Source organism: Massilia sp. P1_C10 (genome assembly GCF_056406475.1).
On sequence record NZ_JBFUAC010000003.1, the window covers coordinates 339,831 to 355,902 of the forward strand.

The following is a 16,072-nucleotide window of genomic DNA, read 5'->3' on the forward strand; positions in this document are numbered from 1 at the left end:
ACTATAGCATTCGCGCTAGCGCTGCGGGTCGTTGGCCAGCTTGCCGAAGTCCTCGATCCATCCCTGCATGCGCTTTTGCGCGTGGGCCTTCTGCTCCGGCGTGGCGATCCTCACCGCGGTCAGGATCATCTGGATGGTCTGGTCGGTGTAGGTGTCGAAAAAGGCCTTGCGCTCGGGCGCCTCGAACCGGTCGAACAATTCCTTGACCAGCTTGTGCAGCTCGCTGACCGTGGCGTCCTTGCTCAACTTCTCCTGCTGCACCTTGCGCAGCAGCGCGACGATGCGTTTCTGGCGCCGCACGCGTTCGTCGAGCCAGATATTGTTGTCGAGGATGCGCGCGTCGGACGCCTTGCGCAGCACCGCCTCCTGTTCGGAGCTGAAGCGGCCGAACCACAGGTCGAACTGCTCCATCGACTTCTTGAAGCGCGCCTTCTGCTGGTCCTCCTGGTCGCCGCGCATGAACTTGCGGCGGTAATCCTCATTATTCTTGGCGAACTTCTTCTCCAGCTGCGCGATCTGCTCCGGCTTGACCGAGCGCGCCAGGTCGGCGATTTCGGGCAGCGCCTTGTACGCCAGCAGCTCGGAGCGCGCCATGATGTCCTTGTAATCGGCCTTCAGGTCGGCCGCCGTGATGCCGGCGGCGAGCTGGCGCTGGCCGTTCGCCAGCAGCTGCGCGTAGTCGTGCAGCTGGGTCTTGCGGTGCCAGACGAACAGGTTGTCGATGTCCTTCTTGATCCAGCTGGACTGGTCGGAATCGAGGTCCAGATAGGTGTTCAGCCACCAGTACAACAGGTCGTCGCCGTGGTTGTAGGTGAAGCGGATCGTGCTGCAGCCGGCGGCCAGCGCCATGAGCGCGATCAGGAACAGCGTGCGCAGACGGCTCGCGACGGTGTGTTGCGTGTTAAACTTTTTCATCTATACAACTCTCTCAATTGATCACCATGAACGTTGTCATCCTCGCCGCCGGCATGGGCAAGCGGATGCAGTCCGCCCTGCCAAAAGTATTGCACCCCCTGGGAGGCAAGCCGCTGCTGCAACACGTGATCGATACCGCGCGTGAACTTTCACCAAGCAAATTATGCGTGATTTACGGTCACGGCGGCGCAGCGGTGCCTGAGCACGTCAAATTACAGAACAAAGGCGAGCACGCCGAGATCGACACCGCGCTGCAGGAGCCGCAACTGGGCACCGGCCACGCGGTGATGCAGGCGACGCCGCAACTGGACGACGAGGCGCCGACCCTGATCCTGTACGGCGACGTGCCGCTGACGTCGGCGGACTCGCTGCGCGCGCTGGTCGACGCGGCCGGCAACGACAAGCTGGGCATCCTCACGGTGGAGCAGGCCAACCCGTTCGGGCTGGGCCGCATCGTGCGCGAGAACGGCGCCATCGTGCGCATCGTCGAGGAGAAGGACGCCACCGAAGCCGAGCGCGCGATCCGCGAAATCAACAGCGGCATCATCGTCGCGCCGACGGTCAAGCTGAAAGAGTGGCTGGCCACGCTGGAGAACAAGAACGCGCAGGGCGAGTACTACCTGACCGACATCGTCGCGCGCGCGGTCGCGGACGGCGTGCCGGTGGTGTCGGCGCAGCCGTCGGCCGAGTGGGAAGTGGCGGGCGTGAACAGCAAGGTGCAGCTGGCCGAACTGGAACGCCAGCACCAGCTCAATCTGGCGAAGAAGCTGCTCGAGCAGGGCGTGACCTTGATGGATCCGGCGCGCATCGACATCCGCGGCACGCTGGTGTGCGGGCGCGATGTGACGATTGACGTCGGCTGCGTGTTCGAAGGCAAAGTGGAGCTGGCCGACGGCGTGTCGGTGGGCGCGCACAGCGTGATCGTCAATGCGACCATCGCGGCGGGCGCGCAGATCAAGCCGTTCTGCCACATCGAGAGCGCGCAGGTCGGGCCGAAATCGCAGATCGGGCCGTATGCGCGGCTGCGTCCGGGCGCCGAGCTTGGTGAGGATGTCCACATCGGTAACTTCGTCGAAGTGAAGAACAGCACCATCGCCGCGCACAGCAAGGCCAATCACCTGGCGTATGTCGGCGATTCGACGGTCGGCTCGCGCGTGAATATCGGCGCCGGCACGATCACCTGCAATTACGACGGGGTGAACAAGCACCGCACCGTGATCGAGGACGACGCCTTCATCGGCAGCGATTCGCAGCTGGTGGCGCCGGTGACGGTGGGCAAAGGCGCGACGCTGGGCGCCGGGACCACGCTGACCAAGGATGCGCCGGCCGGCAAACTGACGATTTCGCGCGCCAAGCAGATGACGATCGACAGCTGGCAGCGGCCGGTCAAAGTGAAGAAGTGATCCCAAAGTGGGGACGCCTGGTCCCCATCTTTATCTGACCGGTGGCGTTTCCGTGCTTTCGACGCCGCCGCCCGAGGCCTGGGGTCAGGTCCGACGGACCTGACCCCGGGTTGGCGCAGCCGCATGCCTCCCAATCCCATCCCCCCATTCCGGCCGCTTCGGCAATCGCTAACGAATTCACACCGCGATGCGCGTCTCGAACTTGCTGCGGAAGGTGGAGAAGTAAGTTTTCACATTGCGCACGTTGGCGTGGGTGGCGAACATCCGGTGCGCCAGTGCATGGTAGGCCGGCATGTCGGCCACTTGCACCACCAGCACGAAGTCGGGGCCGGGCGCGACCCGATAGCACTGCAAGACCGCGTCTTCGGCGGCGACCAGCGCCTCGAACTGCGCCATCCGCTCGGCCGCCTGGATATCCAGCGAGATCTCGACGATGGCGCACAGGCCGGCGCCCACCTTGGCCGGCGCGACGATGGCGACCTGGCGCTCGATGACCCCGGCCTCGGTCAGGTGCTTGACCCGGCGCAGGCAGGTGGGCGCCGAGACGTGCACAAGTTCCGCCAGCTCGGCGTTGGTGTGCGATGCGTCAAGCTGAAGCGCATTCAGGATGCGACGATCGACATCGTCTAGCTGCGTGGTCAGGTTTTCCATGCCGTTTCTTTCTGTTTCGTTCATTTTGTACGCAAATATGAAACAATATTTCAGTCATATTGCTTCATGAAATAATATAACGAAAAGGCCGTTATTTAGAAAGCTTATTTCATAGTAGTTCATCTAGGATACTTCCATTGCAAATTATTCAAATGAGGCTCCCATGTGCGGCATCGTCGGCGCAGTAGCGCAGCGTAATATCACCCCTATCCTGATCGAAGGACTGAAGCGCCTCGAGTACCGGGGCTACGATTCCTGCGGAGTCGCACTGCACGTGGACGGCCGCCTGCAGCGTTCGCGCAGCACCGCGCGTGTGGCCGAGCTGGAATCGCAGATGGCGACGGCGCACCTGGAAGGCTTCACCGGCATCGCCCACACCCGCTGGGCTACGCACGGCGCGCCGGCTTCGCACAACGCGCACCCGCACTTTTCGCCGACCGAAGAATCGGCGCGCATCGCGCTGGTCCACAACGGCATCATCGAAAACCACGACCAGCTGCGCGCCGAGCTGCAGGCGGCCGGCTACCACTTCACCAGCCAGACCGACACCGAAGTGATCGCCCACCTGGTCGACCAGATGTACAACGGCGACCTGTTCGACACGGTGCAGCAGGCAGTCAAGCGCCTGCACGGCGCCTACGCCATCGCCGTATTCTGCCGCGAGGAGCCGCACCGCGTGGTGGCCGCGCGCCAGGGTTCGCCGCTGATCGTCGGCGTCGGCCAGGGCGAGAATTTCGTCGCCTCGGACGCGATGGCGCTGGCCGGCACCACCGACCAGATCATCTACCTGGAAGAAGGCGACGTGGTCGACCTGCAGCTGGGCCGCTACTGGATCGCCGACGTCGACGGCCGTCCCGTCACGCGCGAAGTCAAGACCGTGCACGCGCACACCGGCGCGGCCGAGCTGGGCCCGTACCGCCACTACATGCAGAAGGAAATCTTCGAGCAGCCGCGCGTGATCGGCGACACGCTCGAAGGCGTCACCGGCATCATGCCGGAGCTGTTCGGCGACAACGCCTATAAAGTATTCAAGCAGATCGACCGCGTGCTGATCCTGGCCTGCGGCACCAGCTACTATGCCGGCCTGACCGCCAAGTACTGGATCGAATCGGTGGCCAAGGTGCCGGTCGCCGTCGAGATCGCCAGCGAATACCGCTACCGCGACAGCGTGCCGCATCCGAACACGCTGGTTGTGACGATCACGCAATCGGGCGAAACGGCCGACACGCTGGCCGCGCTCAAGCACGCGCGCAGCCTCGGCATGCAGCACACCCTGACCATCTGCAACGTGGCCACCAGCGCCATGGTGCGAGAGTGTGCGCTCGCTTACATCACCCGCGCCGGGGTCGAAGTGGGCGTCGCGTCGACCAAGGCCTTCACCACCCAGCTGGCCGCGCTGTTCCTGCTGACCTTGACGCTGGCGCAGGTGAACGAGCGTCTAAGCGACGAGGAAGAGGCGACCTACCTGAAGCAGATGCGCCACCTGCCGGTCGCGCTGGCGGCGGTGCTGGCGCTCGAGCCGCAGATCATGGCCTGGGCCGACGATTTCGCGCGCAAGGAAAACGCGCTGTTCCTGGGCCGCGGCATCCACTACCCGATCGCGCTGGAAGGCGCGTTGAAGCTGAAGGAAATCTCGTACATCCACGCCGAGGCCTATCCGGCGGGCGAGCTGAAACACGGCCCGCTGGCGCTGGTGACCGAAGAGATGCCGGTGGTGACGATCGCGCCGAACGACGCGCTGCTGGAAAAGCTGAAGTCGAACATGCAGGAAGTGCGCGCGCGCGGCGGCCAGCTGTACGTGTTCGCCGACGTCGACTCGCGCATCACCTCGGGCGATGGGCTGCACGTGATCCGCCTGCCGGAGCACTACGGCCTGCTGTCGCCGATCCTGCACGTGGCGGCGCTGCAGCTGCTGGCGTATCACACGGCGCTGGCACGCGGCACCGACGTCGACAAGCCGCGCAACCTGGCGAAGTCGGTAACGGTGGAGTAAATCTCCCTCCAGGCCGCAATGTTGAGCGGATCGCGTGCCAGTTGACGGGCGCGATCCACTCCGACATCTACCGATTCGCCGCTTCTGTCGCCTCCGCAATTACGCTGAGCATTCCTGCGAGGCTGGCGGGCTTCACCATGAACTCATCGAAGCCCGCATCCTTCGCTTTCTGCCGATCCTCTGGCTGGCCATAGCCGGTCAGCGCCACCAGGCAGGAATTGCTGGTTGCCGCCATCTCGCGCATTTCGCGCGCGAGCATGTGGCCGTCCATGTCGGGCAGGCCAATGTCCACGAACAGCACCGTCGGCGACAGCCGCTGTCCCGCCTCGAGCGCTTCCTTGGCCGTATGGGCGACAGCCACCTTGTAGCCTTCCGACTCCAGCAGCATGGCCAGCGTTTGCGCGGCATCGACGTTGTCGTCGACCACCAGCAGCGAGTGCTCCATAGGACGGCGCACGACGTCGGGTTCGACGATATCCGCTACCGGCTCCGTCCGCGCGCGCGGCAAGTCCACGGTGAATGTGCTGCCGAGCCCCTTGCCGGCGCTGGCCGCCGACACGGTTCCGCCGTGCAGTTCGACCAGCCGCTTGACCAGCGACAGCCCGAGACCGAGGCCGCCCTGCGCGCGATCCGGCAACCGTTCGCCCTGCGTAAATAGTTCGAAGATATGCGGCAGCAGCGTCGTGGTGATCCCCGCGCCACTGTCTTGCACCGTCACCTGCACGCGTTCCGCGTTCGCCGCCAGGCGCAACGCGATGGCGCCGCCGTTCGGCGTGTACTTCGCGGCGTTGTTCAGGATGTTGGCGAAAATTTGAATGAGCCTGGTCTTGTCGCCATAGACGATGTAGTCGGCGCCCGCCGTGTCTGCGACGAACACCTGGCCTTTGGTTTCGACCAGCGGGCGGGTCTGCTCGATCGCCTCCTGCAGCACGTCGTTGATGCGCAGGTTTTCGTTGCGCAACGCGATGTGCCCGCGCGTGACGCGCGACACGTCGACCAGGTCTTCCACCAGCTTCGACATGTGGTCGACCTGGCGCGCGATCACCCGGCTGGTTTTCTGCACCAGCGCCGCATTGCCCGACGCGTGCTGCAGCAGTTCCGCGGCGCTGGCGATCGGCGCCAGCGGATTGCGCAACTCGTGGGCGAGCATGGCCAAAAATTCGTCCTTGCGGCGGTCGGCCGCGCGCAGCTTGTCCTGCGCGGTGTGCAAGGGCGTGACATCGGTATTGGTGCCGAACCAGCGCACGATGTCGCCGGCCTCGTCGCGCAAAGGCGCCGCGCGGATGAAGAAGGTGTGATACGCGCCGCTGCGCGCGCGCAGGCGGCCGGTGGCTTCGTACAGTTCGCCCGAGTCGGCCGCAAGCCGCCACAGGCTGGTCAGCGCGTCGACGTCGTCGGGGTGGACAATCGACATCCAGCCGCTCTCCATCATTTCATCGTGCGAGGTGCCGGCGAATTCAAGCCAGCGATCGTTGTACCAATGGACGATGCCGTCGGTCTCGGCCATCCACGCCAGCTGGGGAATGGTGTTGGCCAGCTGGCGCAGGCGCAGCTCGCTGTCGCGCACAGCCTTCTGCGCCCTGACCGCGTCGGTCACGTCGCTGCCTTCGACAAAAATACCGGTCACCTGGCCGCGATGGTCGAAGGTGGGCTGGTAGATGAAGTTGACGAACCTCTCTTCCAATTCCTGGTCCGTGCCGCGCTTCAGCATCACCGGCACCTCATGCCCGAGAAAAGCCTCGCCGGTCTGGTAGACCTTGTCGAGCAGTTCATGGAAGCCCTGGCCCTCCAGCTCGGGGATCGCCTGCCGCACCGTGAGGCCGACGACTTCCGTTTTGCCGAGCAGCGTCAGGTAGGCGTCGTTGGCCAGCTCGAACGTGTGCTCGGGGCCGACCAGCGAGGCGATGATGCCGGGCGCCTGCTGGAACAGGTGGCGCAGTCGCCGGTTTTCTTCGACGCGATGGCGCTCGCCGAGCACTTGGTCGGTCGTTTCCGCAACCGCGCAAAACATGCCGCCGACCGAACCGGTTTCGTCCCGCACCGGCGAATAGGAAAAGGTAAACCACGCTTCTTCGGGCCGGCCGTTGCGTTGTATGGTCAGCGGCATGTTCGTGAAGAAGCTCGATCTGCCCTCCATCGCGTCAGCGACGATTGGTTGAATGTCACTCCAGATCTCCTGCCAGATTTCCTGAAAAAGGCCGCCGGCCGCAGTCGGATGCTTGGCGCCGAGAATCTCCCCGTAGGCATCGTTGTAGAGGAACACCAGTTCCGGGCCCCAGGCGACGAACATCGGAAATTTGGAGCTCAGCATGAGTGCGACCATGGTGCACAAAGGCTGCGGCCAGCTGGCCGGCACGCCGAGCGGCGATGCGGGCCAGTCAAGCGCGCGCAGGATTTCACCTGCCTGTCCTCCACCGGCCAGACACGGAGACATATCACTTGCTTGAACAGTCATCGATTTTCCAAAGTCAGCTACATTTTTCTGCGATTCAAACTAATAGCACGAACACGCGTGCGGTTCCGTTCGAAATCCGACAGATGGGATGACTTCGTGAGAAATAGTTTTGCGCGGCAACAGGCCGCCGGCGCGATCCAGGAACAGCGCCGAGGCAAACAAGGTTCAGACGGTCGCCAGGAAATCCGACAGCATCTTCGGATCGGTGATCATCGGATCGTGGTGCGTGTCGAGCTCGACCCAGTTCCAGCCGGCCTGGCCGCGCAGGGTTTTCTTCACCTCCACCAGCGGCTCGAACGGCGACGCGACGCAATCGACGTAGATGCGCGGCCGGCCGTTGCCCAGCGGATTGGCCAGCACCAGCTTCTCCTCATAGGTGCCGACCGGATGCGGCGTCAGGCGCGCGCTGACCCATTCCAGCGTGGCCTTGTCGCGGATGCCGTAGGAACTCGGCGGCGGCACTGGAATCGCCACGCCCTTGCCGGCGCTGGCGACCTGCTCGAGCCGCTTGCGCGTCACCGCCGCCGGCTGCGCTTCGAACACCGACAGGCCGCTCGCCAGCACCATCGCGTCGACGTACACCATCTGCTTGATCAGGTGCGGAATGCGGTCGGCCACGCCGCTGATCACCACGCCGCCGAAGCCGCTGCCGACCAGGATCACGTCGCTGACGTTTTCGAACAGGATGTGGTTGGTGATGCTGGTGATGAAGGTGGTCAGCGAGATGTCCTTCGACAGCAGGTGCGACTGCTCGCCCAGGCCCGGGCAGGTCGGCGTGGTGACGGCATGGCCTTGCGCGCGCAGCGCCTGCGCCACTTTCTCCCAGCACCAGCCGCCGTACCAGGCGCCGTGCACCAGCACGAAGGTCTTCGGCCTCGCGGGCGCCGGCGACGCGATGGCCGCCGCACCGGCCGGCGCCATCGCGCCCAGCAGCATGCCGAGCGCGGCGGCGTGGAAGGAGCGGCGTTGCAGTTTCGGTGAGTCCATGTCGGTTGCCTCGTTGGGTAAGAGAGTTTCCGTGTGGAAACGACAGTTGCATTGTGGTGAGAATCGGCGCGGCGGTTTTTGATTTTGTGCAGACAAAACAAGTGCTTTCCCGGCAGCTTATCGGCGCGGCAACGCGACCCTTGGTTTTGTGTTGATCCGGGAATATGATTGCGTGTCAACTCAACAAGGGAACAATATGTCCACGAATGAATTCACGCGGGTCACCGGCATCGGTGGGGTCTTTTTCAAGGCGAAAGATCCGGAAAAGCTGCGCGAGTGGTACCGGGTGCACCTGGGCATATCGCTCGAGGTGTGGGGCGGTGCGGTGTTCCGGTGGCAGTCGCCGGCCAATCCGAGCGGCGCCGGCACCACCGTGTGGAGCCCGTTCGAAGCCGACAGCGATCACTTCAAGGGACCGTCGCAATTCATGATCAATTACCGCGTCGCCGACCTCGACGCGCTGCTGGGCGCACTGCGCGCTGAAGGCTGCCAGGTGGACGACAAGACGGACGTGTCGGAGGAAATGGGCAAGTTCGGCTGGGTCACCGATCCGGAGGGCGTGCGCGTGGAGTTGTGGGAGCCGCCGGCCGGCAAATAGCCCGATCGTCGTGCCAGCGAAGGCTGGCACCCATGCTGAGCGAGCCAAAAAGTCAGTGCGTGCTCAGCATGGGTCCCTGCCTTCGCAGGGACGACAGCTATCTTGGCTAAAACTCGTAGCGGGCGGTCATGCGCACCGAGCGCGGCGCCTGGAACGACGTCGGCTGCAGGTAATTCAGGCTGGCCCGCCCTTCCGACTCGCTCGTCGTCGACCGGCTGAAGTCGCCCGTTTCGTTCACTTCGGTCACGCGCTGCTGGTTGAACACGTTGAACACGTCGAGCTGGATCGTCAGCTTGCGCCCGTTGAACTTCGGGATGTAGGCCAGGCTCAAGTCCAGCGACGAAGTCCACGGCGTGCGTCCAAACGTGCCGCGCTGGTGCAGTTCGCTCACGCCTTGCGCGTTGACGCAGTAGAACGACGACGCCACCGAATAGCCGGCTGCATCCGAATAATCCGGCGCGGTGAACGGCACAAAGCCGATGCAGCTCCGCGGCCGGCCCGAGGCGACGGTCGCGTTGAAGCCGATCCGCATCCGGTCGTTGAGCATGTAGTTGCCGTAGGCTTTGATCACGTGGCGCCTGTCGTTGGCCAGGTAGCCGTCGCTGCCCCTTGTGAGCGACGGGAAATCGAAGTCCTGCGACACGCCGGCGTCTTCCTGGTTGATGATCGAGTTCACATACCCCTCGGCCGTGCCCTGGCTCTTCGACAGCACGTACGATGCGCTGAGCCCCCACTTGCCGTCGAACGGGCGCTCCAGCGTGAATTCCAGCGCCTTGTAAGTGCGCCGGTACTTTTCCAGCCCGATGTAGCTGGCGGGCAAAGTGGTCCGGGTCAGCTGGCCATTGTTATCCAGGTCGACATTGAGCGTGACGTCGTTGCCCGGATTGACGATCGCGCACCCCGCCATCGTGCTCGAATCGAAGTTCGGATGGCCGTTGTCCGCGGCCCAGCGTTCGAAGGCCAGGTGCGAGCAGTAGTCGTCCATCCCGTTCCGCAGCTTGCGGTAGATGCCCTTCACCCCGAAGGTCCAGTCTTTTGCAAACGCGCGCTGGAACGCGAGGATGAATTCGTCCTGCGACATCGGCTTCAGGTTGGCGTCGGCGATCTTCTCCGGCTGCGTCACTTCGGCATTGCTGATTACCAGCGCGTCGCCGATTTCGGCGCTCAGCCCCAGCGGCGCGCCGGTGACCGGATCGCGGCTGGTGAAATTGTAGAAGCGGATGTCGGACAGCTCGGCGCGGGTCGAGCGGATGTTGGTGTTCGACGCCACCGGGATGTAATAGCGCCCCGCATTGCCGTACACCTTGGTCGTGGCGTCGCCGCCGACATCCCACGAAAAGCCGAGCCGCGGCGCGCGCAGTCGATCGGCCCTGACGAAGCTGGCGCCGTTGCGGTTCTTGTTGTCGAACGATTCGAAACGCAGGCCGCCATACAGCAGCAGGTTCGTGGTCGCCTGCCAGCTGTCCTCGAGGTACCAGGCCTTGTTCGCCACCTCGTAGGTCCCCGACGTCGTGCGGTTCAGGTTCCGGCTCACATACACGCCGCCGGGCGTGGTGGCGCCGACCACGCCGTTGACCGTGCCTTCCTCGTTCGCCTGTTCGTACAGCCACAGGACATCGCCCGAAAAGGTGCTGCCGGCCGCCGAGGAGGTGAACTTCTGCGAATCGATCCCGGCGCGCAGCGCGTGCGCGCCGAGCACATAGTCGGCGTCGATGCGGAACGCCTTGCGGGCATCCTTGTCGTCGGGCGCCGCCGGATCGCGCGCGCGCGTGCCTTCCTTCCAGCAGCCAAGCCGCGAGAAGTCGACATCGAGGACCATCGGACAGCCAAGCGACGATACCCGCGCGCCGGTGGTCTTCTGCGCCATGTCCTCCACCCGGCCGCCCAGCACCGACAAGGTGAGCCTGTCGGTCAGGTAGCCGGTGTACTTGGCGATCAGCGTGTGGCCGCCCGACGCCAGCGTGCTGCGTTCGGCCGTGCCGACATGGCTGGTCGGGTAGTCGGCGCCGGGCAGCGCAAGGTAGTCGAAGACCTCCGTTTCGCGCTTGTGCGTGATGCCGGTAAATTCCACGCGGTGCTCGCCGGCCGGCGTGAAATCGATCTTCACCATGCCGTTCGGGTGATGCGAACGCGTCGCCACGCTGCCGTTCTGGCCGAAGCGGTCCGACTTGTCGCCGCGGCCCTCGGCCAGCGCGAAGATGAACAGCTTATCCTTGACGACCGGCCCGCCCGCGTACACGTTGTAGCTCAATTCGCGGTCGCGGCTCTCGCGCTCGAACACGGTGTAGGTGCCGACGAATTCCGGGTCGAGGTTGGCGACGTTCTTGCCGCGCGCTTGCAGCGAGGCGGGCGACCAGTACAGCGCGCCGCCGCCCTTCCAGCTGTTGGCGCCGCGCCTGGTGACGATGCTGATCACGCCGCCCAGCGAGCGCCCGAACTCGGCGCCGTAGCCGCCGCTCTTGATCTGCTCGGCGCCGATGGCGTCGAACGGCAGGTTGGCGTACGAGAGGAAGTTGCGGATGTTGGTGACGTCGAAGCCGTTGATGTAGTAGCCGTTTTCCGCTACCGACGCGCCGCCGAAGGCCGGCAGGCCGCCGCCGCCGAGGTCGGGATCGCCCTTCACTGCGCCCGGCGCCAGCAAGGCGATCGCGTTGACGTCGCGCGCCACCGGCAGTGCGGCCATCTGCTCGGCGTTGAACACCGTGTTCGATTCGACACTGGCGACGTCGATGGCGGCGCGCCGCCGCGCGACGCGGACGACGATGGTCTCCGGACCGGCGATCAGCGATACCGCGGTGCCCGAGCCGATCGCGACCTCGACGTCCTGGCTGGCGACGCCGTCGCTGCTCACGCGGTAGGCGCCGGGCGGCAGTTTCGCGGCGCTGAAGGCGCCGTCCGCGCCGACGGTGACCTGGCGCGTGCTGCCGGTGTCGGTGCTGGTGATGGTGACCTTGGCGCCGGGCCTGGCGCGGCCGTAGATCGATCCTTCGGAACTTTGCGCGCAGGCGGCGGAGGAAATCGACAGGCCGAAGGCGACGCCCATGGCGCCGCTTCGCCAGCGCGCGGTGTGGAAATTCATGCGGTGTCCCCCTCTCGGTGAGTGAAGTCGACCCGTGCGCACGCCGAACAATTCATGCGAACCAAATGTCACATTCATTTTTACCGCGAGGGTGCAACCATCGCCACTAGCACTTCTGAGCGTTGACAAAAAAAAGCCACCCGAAGGTGGCTTGAGGAGTCAGGGTCAGGTCCCATGGACCTGACCCCGGTTTTGTCGGCGCCAGTGCTGCAGCCGTGCCGTGACCAGCAACGTGTAAGGTGCAAAACGAGGTCAGGTCCGACGGACCTGACCCCGCCTTCCCGTTAGAAGTTGTAATTCACCCGGGCGTACACGAAGCGTCCGGAACGACCGAACGGCGAGTAGTTCGAAAACATCGCCGCGCCGGTGGTGTTCAGGTTTGGCGGGAAGCGGTCCGGATACACGTCGAACACGTTGTCCGCACCGACCGCCAGCATGGCCTTCGCGTTGAGCGCATAACGCGCCTCGAGGTCGACCAGCGTTTTGGCCGACAGCCACAGGTCGCCGGCGGCGGTGACGCCAGGATTGAGCGCCTCGCCGTAGCGGGTGGCGCGCGCGGTCGCGCCCCACTCGCCCATCTTCCAGTTCAGGTTGGCCGACAGCTTGTTCTTCGGCGTGCCCTTCTCGAACGTCAGCGTGTTGACGCGGCCGAACAGGATCGGCGCCGGCGTGAACCCGGACAGCTCGGCCACGGCCGGCAGCTTGGTCACTTCGGTGCTGTTGATGTTGGCCGCCAGGGTCAGGTCGAACTTGCCCGCGTTGTCAGCATTGAACGGCACGTTGAACACCACGTCGACGCCGTCGGTGGTGGTGTCGACGCCGTTGATGAAGAAGCGTCCGCCGCCCGAGCCGGCGAAGCCGCGCGCCTTGACGAAGTTGTTGATGCCCGGGACGGTCGACTCGATCAGGTTCTCCGACAGCACGATGCGGTCGCGGATCTTGATGCGGTAGGCGTCGACCGTCAGGCTGGCTTTACCGAAGCGCATCACGCCGCCGAGCGACAGGTTGAGCGACTTCTCGGCGTGCAGCGGCTTGGCGCCCAGCACCGCCGCCACCGGGTCGGTCGGACGGAAAGTGGTGATGTCGAACGGGACGCCGCCGATGAAGTTGGTCGACGTCGCCGAGAAGTTCTGCTGCTGCGGCGACGGCGCGCGGAAGCCGTTCTGCACCGAGCCGCGCAGCGCGAACATCGGGCTGAAGTCGAAGCGCCCGCCCAGCTTGCCCGCCAGGCTGTTGCCGTAATCCGAGTAATGCTCGCCGCGCACCGCGAACGATGCCAGCAGCTGCTTGGTCACGTTTGCCTCGAAGTCGGCGAACACGCCCGACGCGGTGCGGTGCGACTTGCTGGCGTCGCTCGGACGGTAGCCCGGGAAGCCCTGCGCGCCGGCCAGGAACACGCCGCCGGCGGACAGCACGCCGCCGTTGCGGTACGAGTCCGGCTCGCCCGCCACCAGCTCATAGCCTTCGCGCCGCACTTCGGCGCCGACCGCCACGTTCAGCGGCGAGGCCAGGCTGTCCACCGCCACCGAGCGCACCGCCGACAGGTTGAACACCAGCTGGTCATACCAGAAGCTGCCGGCGTCGAACGCGGTCTTGCTGGTCGGGCCGATCGAGCGGTTCAGGGTGTTTTCCAGATCGAACTGCATGTCGTTCTTGCCGTAGCCGACCGAGGCGTCGACGTCCCAGTCGCCCATCACGGTGGTGATGCCGCCGGTCGCGGCGTAGTCCTGCACGTTCGGCTTGATGAACGGGATGAAGCCGTCCGGGTAGATCGAGGCGATGTTCTGGTCCTGCACCGCGCGCCGGATGTTGGCCGCCGACTTGGCGTCGCGGTTCTGATAGCTGGCCCAGCCGTAGAGCTTGACTCCGCCGCCCAGCGGATTGGCGGCGTTGGCGAACAGCGTGGCCTGGCGCATTTCCGGTTCGCCGTACCAGGTGTCGAAGCGGTTGAAGGTCGCTTCGCGGCCGTCGAACGCGCCGTTGACCTTGGCGTAGGCCGGGCGCATGTCGTAGCCGCTGCGCTCGGTGTGGGCTTGCAGCTTGTACTCGGCGGCGATGGTCACGAAGCCGCTGTCGCCCCAGGGCAGGCCCTTCCACAGGCTGACCGTGCCGGTCTTGCCGTCGGTCAGCTTGCGCGAGGCGGGCGCGGCGCCGTAGTTGGCGCCGGCAGGCGGCACGTCGGCCGTGACGTCGTAATCGGTGATCCGGGCGCCGTAGGTCACGGAGGCGCCGCCGCCGTCGCGATCGGTGCGCAGGCGCACGTTGATCACGCCCGCGATCGCGTCCGAACCGTACTGCGCCGAGGCGCCGTCGCGCAGCACCTCGATGTTGCGCACGATCGCGGTCGGGATGGTGTTCATATCGACCGAGGCCGAGCCGCGGCCGATGGTGCCGTTGACGTTGACCAGCGCCGACGAGTGGCGCCGCTTCGAGTTCACCAGCACCAGGGTCTGGTCGGGCGCGAGGCCGCGCAGCGTGGCAGGGCGCACGGTGTCGGTGCCGTCGGTCAGGCCGGGACGCGGGAAGTTCAGCGACGGCAGGGCGACCGACAGCGCCTGGTTGATTTCGGTGGTGCCGGCGTTTTTCAACTGGTCGGCGGAGATGACGTCGACCGGAGCGGCGGTGTCGAGCGCGGTGCGGTTGGCCACGCGGGTGCCGGTGACGACGACGGTGGCGCTGGTGTCGGTGGCCGGCGCGGTCTGGGCGAAGGCGCCGCCGGCGAACAGCGACGCGATGGCGACGGCGATTACTTGTTTCCTGGGCACGAACTGATTCTGCATTTGTTATCTTCCCTTGTTGATAATGAATGAAGGAGCCCTCTATTGAACACGGAGCTCTTATAGCGAAAACACGTTCTCAATTGATACTCTTACACGTGTTTACTAAAGTCAATTCATGACAACATTTCTGGGCTTCAATAACAACAATTACAACAGGCGCGTCAGTTCCGCGTAAGGTTGCGCGGAGCCGCGGCCCAACACCTGGGGTCAGGCCCGCCGGAGCGACGGGGACGCCTGGTCCCCGGTGTCAGCGCCGCTTGAAAATCTTCATCGCGATCGTCACCACCAGCAGCGCCGCGGCGCCCGCGATGACGCCGGCCACTCCGTCGATCGCCGCCGGCGTGACGAATCTGAGCACCGGCCCGACGCCGGCCACACTGCCGGCGCCCGCCGCCGCGCTGTCGACGAAGTGGTGCAGCGCCGGCACCCCGTGCATCAGGATGCCGCCGCCCACCATGAACATGGCCGCCGTGCCCACCACCGACAAGGTCTTCATCAGCAGCGGCGCGCCCACCAGCAACGCCTGGCCGATGCGGCGCAGCGCGCCATTGCGCTTCTGCGTCAGGTACAGGCCGGCGTCGTCGAGCTTGACGATGCCCGCCACCAGGCCGTACACGCCGACCGTCATCACCACCGCGATCGCGGCCAGCACGGCGACCTGCTGGCTGAACGGCGCGCCGGCGACCGTGCCCAGCGAAATCACGATGATCTCGGCCGACAGGATGAAATCGGTGCGCACCGCGCCCTTGATCTTGTCCTTCTCCAGCGCCACCAGGTCGACCGAGTCGTCGCACACTGCCTGCACCAGGTCGGCGTGGTGCTGCTTGTCCTCTTCGGGACTGTGCAGGTACTTGTGCGCCAGCTTTTCGAAGCCTTCGTAGCACAGGAAGGTCCCGCCCAGCATCAGCAGCGGCGTGATCGCCCACGGCGCGAAGGCGCTGATCGCCAGCGCGGCCGGCACCAGGATCGCCTTGTTCTTGAGCGAGCCGAGCGCCACCGCGAACACCACCGGCAGCTCGCGGTCGGCGTCGACGCCGGACACCTGCTGCGCGTTGAGCGCCAGGTCGTCGCCCAGCACGCCGGCGGTTTTCTTGGCCGCGACCTTGCTCATCAGCGCGACGTCGTCGAGGATCGCCGCGATGTCGTCGATCAATGCCAGCAAACTGCCTGAAGCCATCTGCCTGCTCCTCATCCATTAAAAAAATACCATC

Annotated in this window: 10 protein-coding genes; 3 read left to right on the forward strand and 7 right to left on the reverse strand. The window is 65.1% G+C overall.

Annotation, left to right across the window (positions count from 1 at the left end; all coding sequences use genetic code 11):
- Nucleotides 1-15: 15 nt before the first annotated feature.
- Nucleotides 16-915, reverse strand: a complete 900-nt coding sequence (locus AC1D02_RS09205; RefSeq protein ID WP_477315955.1) for a DUF6279 family lipoprotein — start codon at nt 913-915, stop codon at nt 16-18.
- A 26-nt stretch (nt 916-941) separates the two neighbouring features.
- Here AC1D02_RS09205 and glmU point away from each other — a divergent pair, with 26 nt between their 5' ends.
- Entirely contained in the window at nt 942-2,318 is a 1,377-nt protein-coding gene (glmU, locus tag AC1D02_RS09210) for a bifunctional UDP-N-acetylglucosamine diphosphorylase/glucosamine-1-phosphate N-acetyltransferase GlmU (RefSeq protein ID WP_477315957.1), read from the forward strand.
- Nucleotides 2,319-2,495: 177 nt separating this feature from the next.
- On the opposite strand, the gene AC1D02_RS09215 is transcribed toward glmU, so the two are convergent.
- A complete protein-coding gene (locus AC1D02_RS09215; RefSeq protein ID WP_477315959.1) occupies nt 2,496-2,969 on the reverse strand; it encodes an Lrp/AsnC family transcriptional regulator in 474 nt (157 codons plus the stop codon).
- Nucleotides 2,970-3,132: 163 nt separating this feature from the next.
- Between AC1D02_RS09215 and glmS the strand changes: the two genes are divergently transcribed.
- Nucleotides 3,133-4,962: a glutamine--fructose-6-phosphate transaminase (isomerizing) gene (gene glmS / locus AC1D02_RS09220; RefSeq protein WP_477315961.1), complete on the forward strand. Its 1,830-nt coding sequence runs from the start codon at nt 3,133-3,135 to the stop codon at nt 4,960-4,962.
- 67 nt (nt 4,963-5,029) lie between these two features.
- Here glmS and AC1D02_RS09225 read toward each other — a convergent pair whose 3' ends face one another.
- Nucleotides 5,030-7,396 (reverse strand): hybrid sensor histidine kinase/response regulator, encoded by a 2,367-nt coding sequence (locus tag AC1D02_RS09225; RefSeq protein WP_477315963.1) that lies wholly within the window; start codon nt 7,394-7,396, stop codon nt 5,030-5,032.
- A gap of 186 nt (nt 7,397-7,582) precedes the next feature.
- Nucleotides 7,583-8,404 (reverse strand): alpha/beta fold hydrolase, encoded by an 822-nt coding sequence (locus tag AC1D02_RS09230; protein WP_477315965.1) that lies wholly within the window; start codon nt 8,402-8,404, stop codon nt 7,583-7,585.
- Nucleotides 8,405-8,600: 196 nt separating this feature from the next.
- Here AC1D02_RS09230 and AC1D02_RS09235 point away from each other — a divergent pair, with 196 nt between their 5' ends.
- Nucleotides 8,601-9,002, forward strand: coding sequence for a VOC family protein (locus AC1D02_RS09235; protein ID WP_477315967.1), 402 nt, complete (start codon nt 8,601-8,603; stop codon nt 9,000-9,002).
- Nucleotides 9,003-9,108: 106 nt separating this feature from the next.
- On the opposite strand, the gene AC1D02_RS09240 is transcribed toward AC1D02_RS09235, so the two are convergent.
- From AC1D02_RS09240 to AC1D02_RS09250, 3 genes are all read right to left on the reverse strand, one after another.
- A complete protein-coding gene (locus tag AC1D02_RS09240; RefSeq protein WP_477315969.1) occupies nt 9,109-12,081 on the reverse strand; it encodes a TonB-dependent receptor in 2,973 nt (990 codons plus the stop codon).
- A gap of 284 nt (nt 12,082-12,365) precedes the next feature.
- A complete protein-coding gene (locus tag AC1D02_RS09245; RefSeq protein WP_477315972.1) occupies nt 12,366-14,846 on the reverse strand; it encodes a TonB-dependent receptor plug domain-containing protein in 2,481 nt (826 codons plus the stop codon).
- Between the two features lie 262 nt (nt 14,847-15,108).
- Nucleotides 15,109-16,038: a DUF808 domain-containing protein gene (locus tag AC1D02_RS09250; protein ID WP_477315974.1), complete on the reverse strand. Its 930-nt coding sequence runs from the start codon at nt 16,036-16,038 to the stop codon at nt 15,109-15,111.
- Nucleotides 16,039-16,072 lie beyond the last annotated feature (34 nt).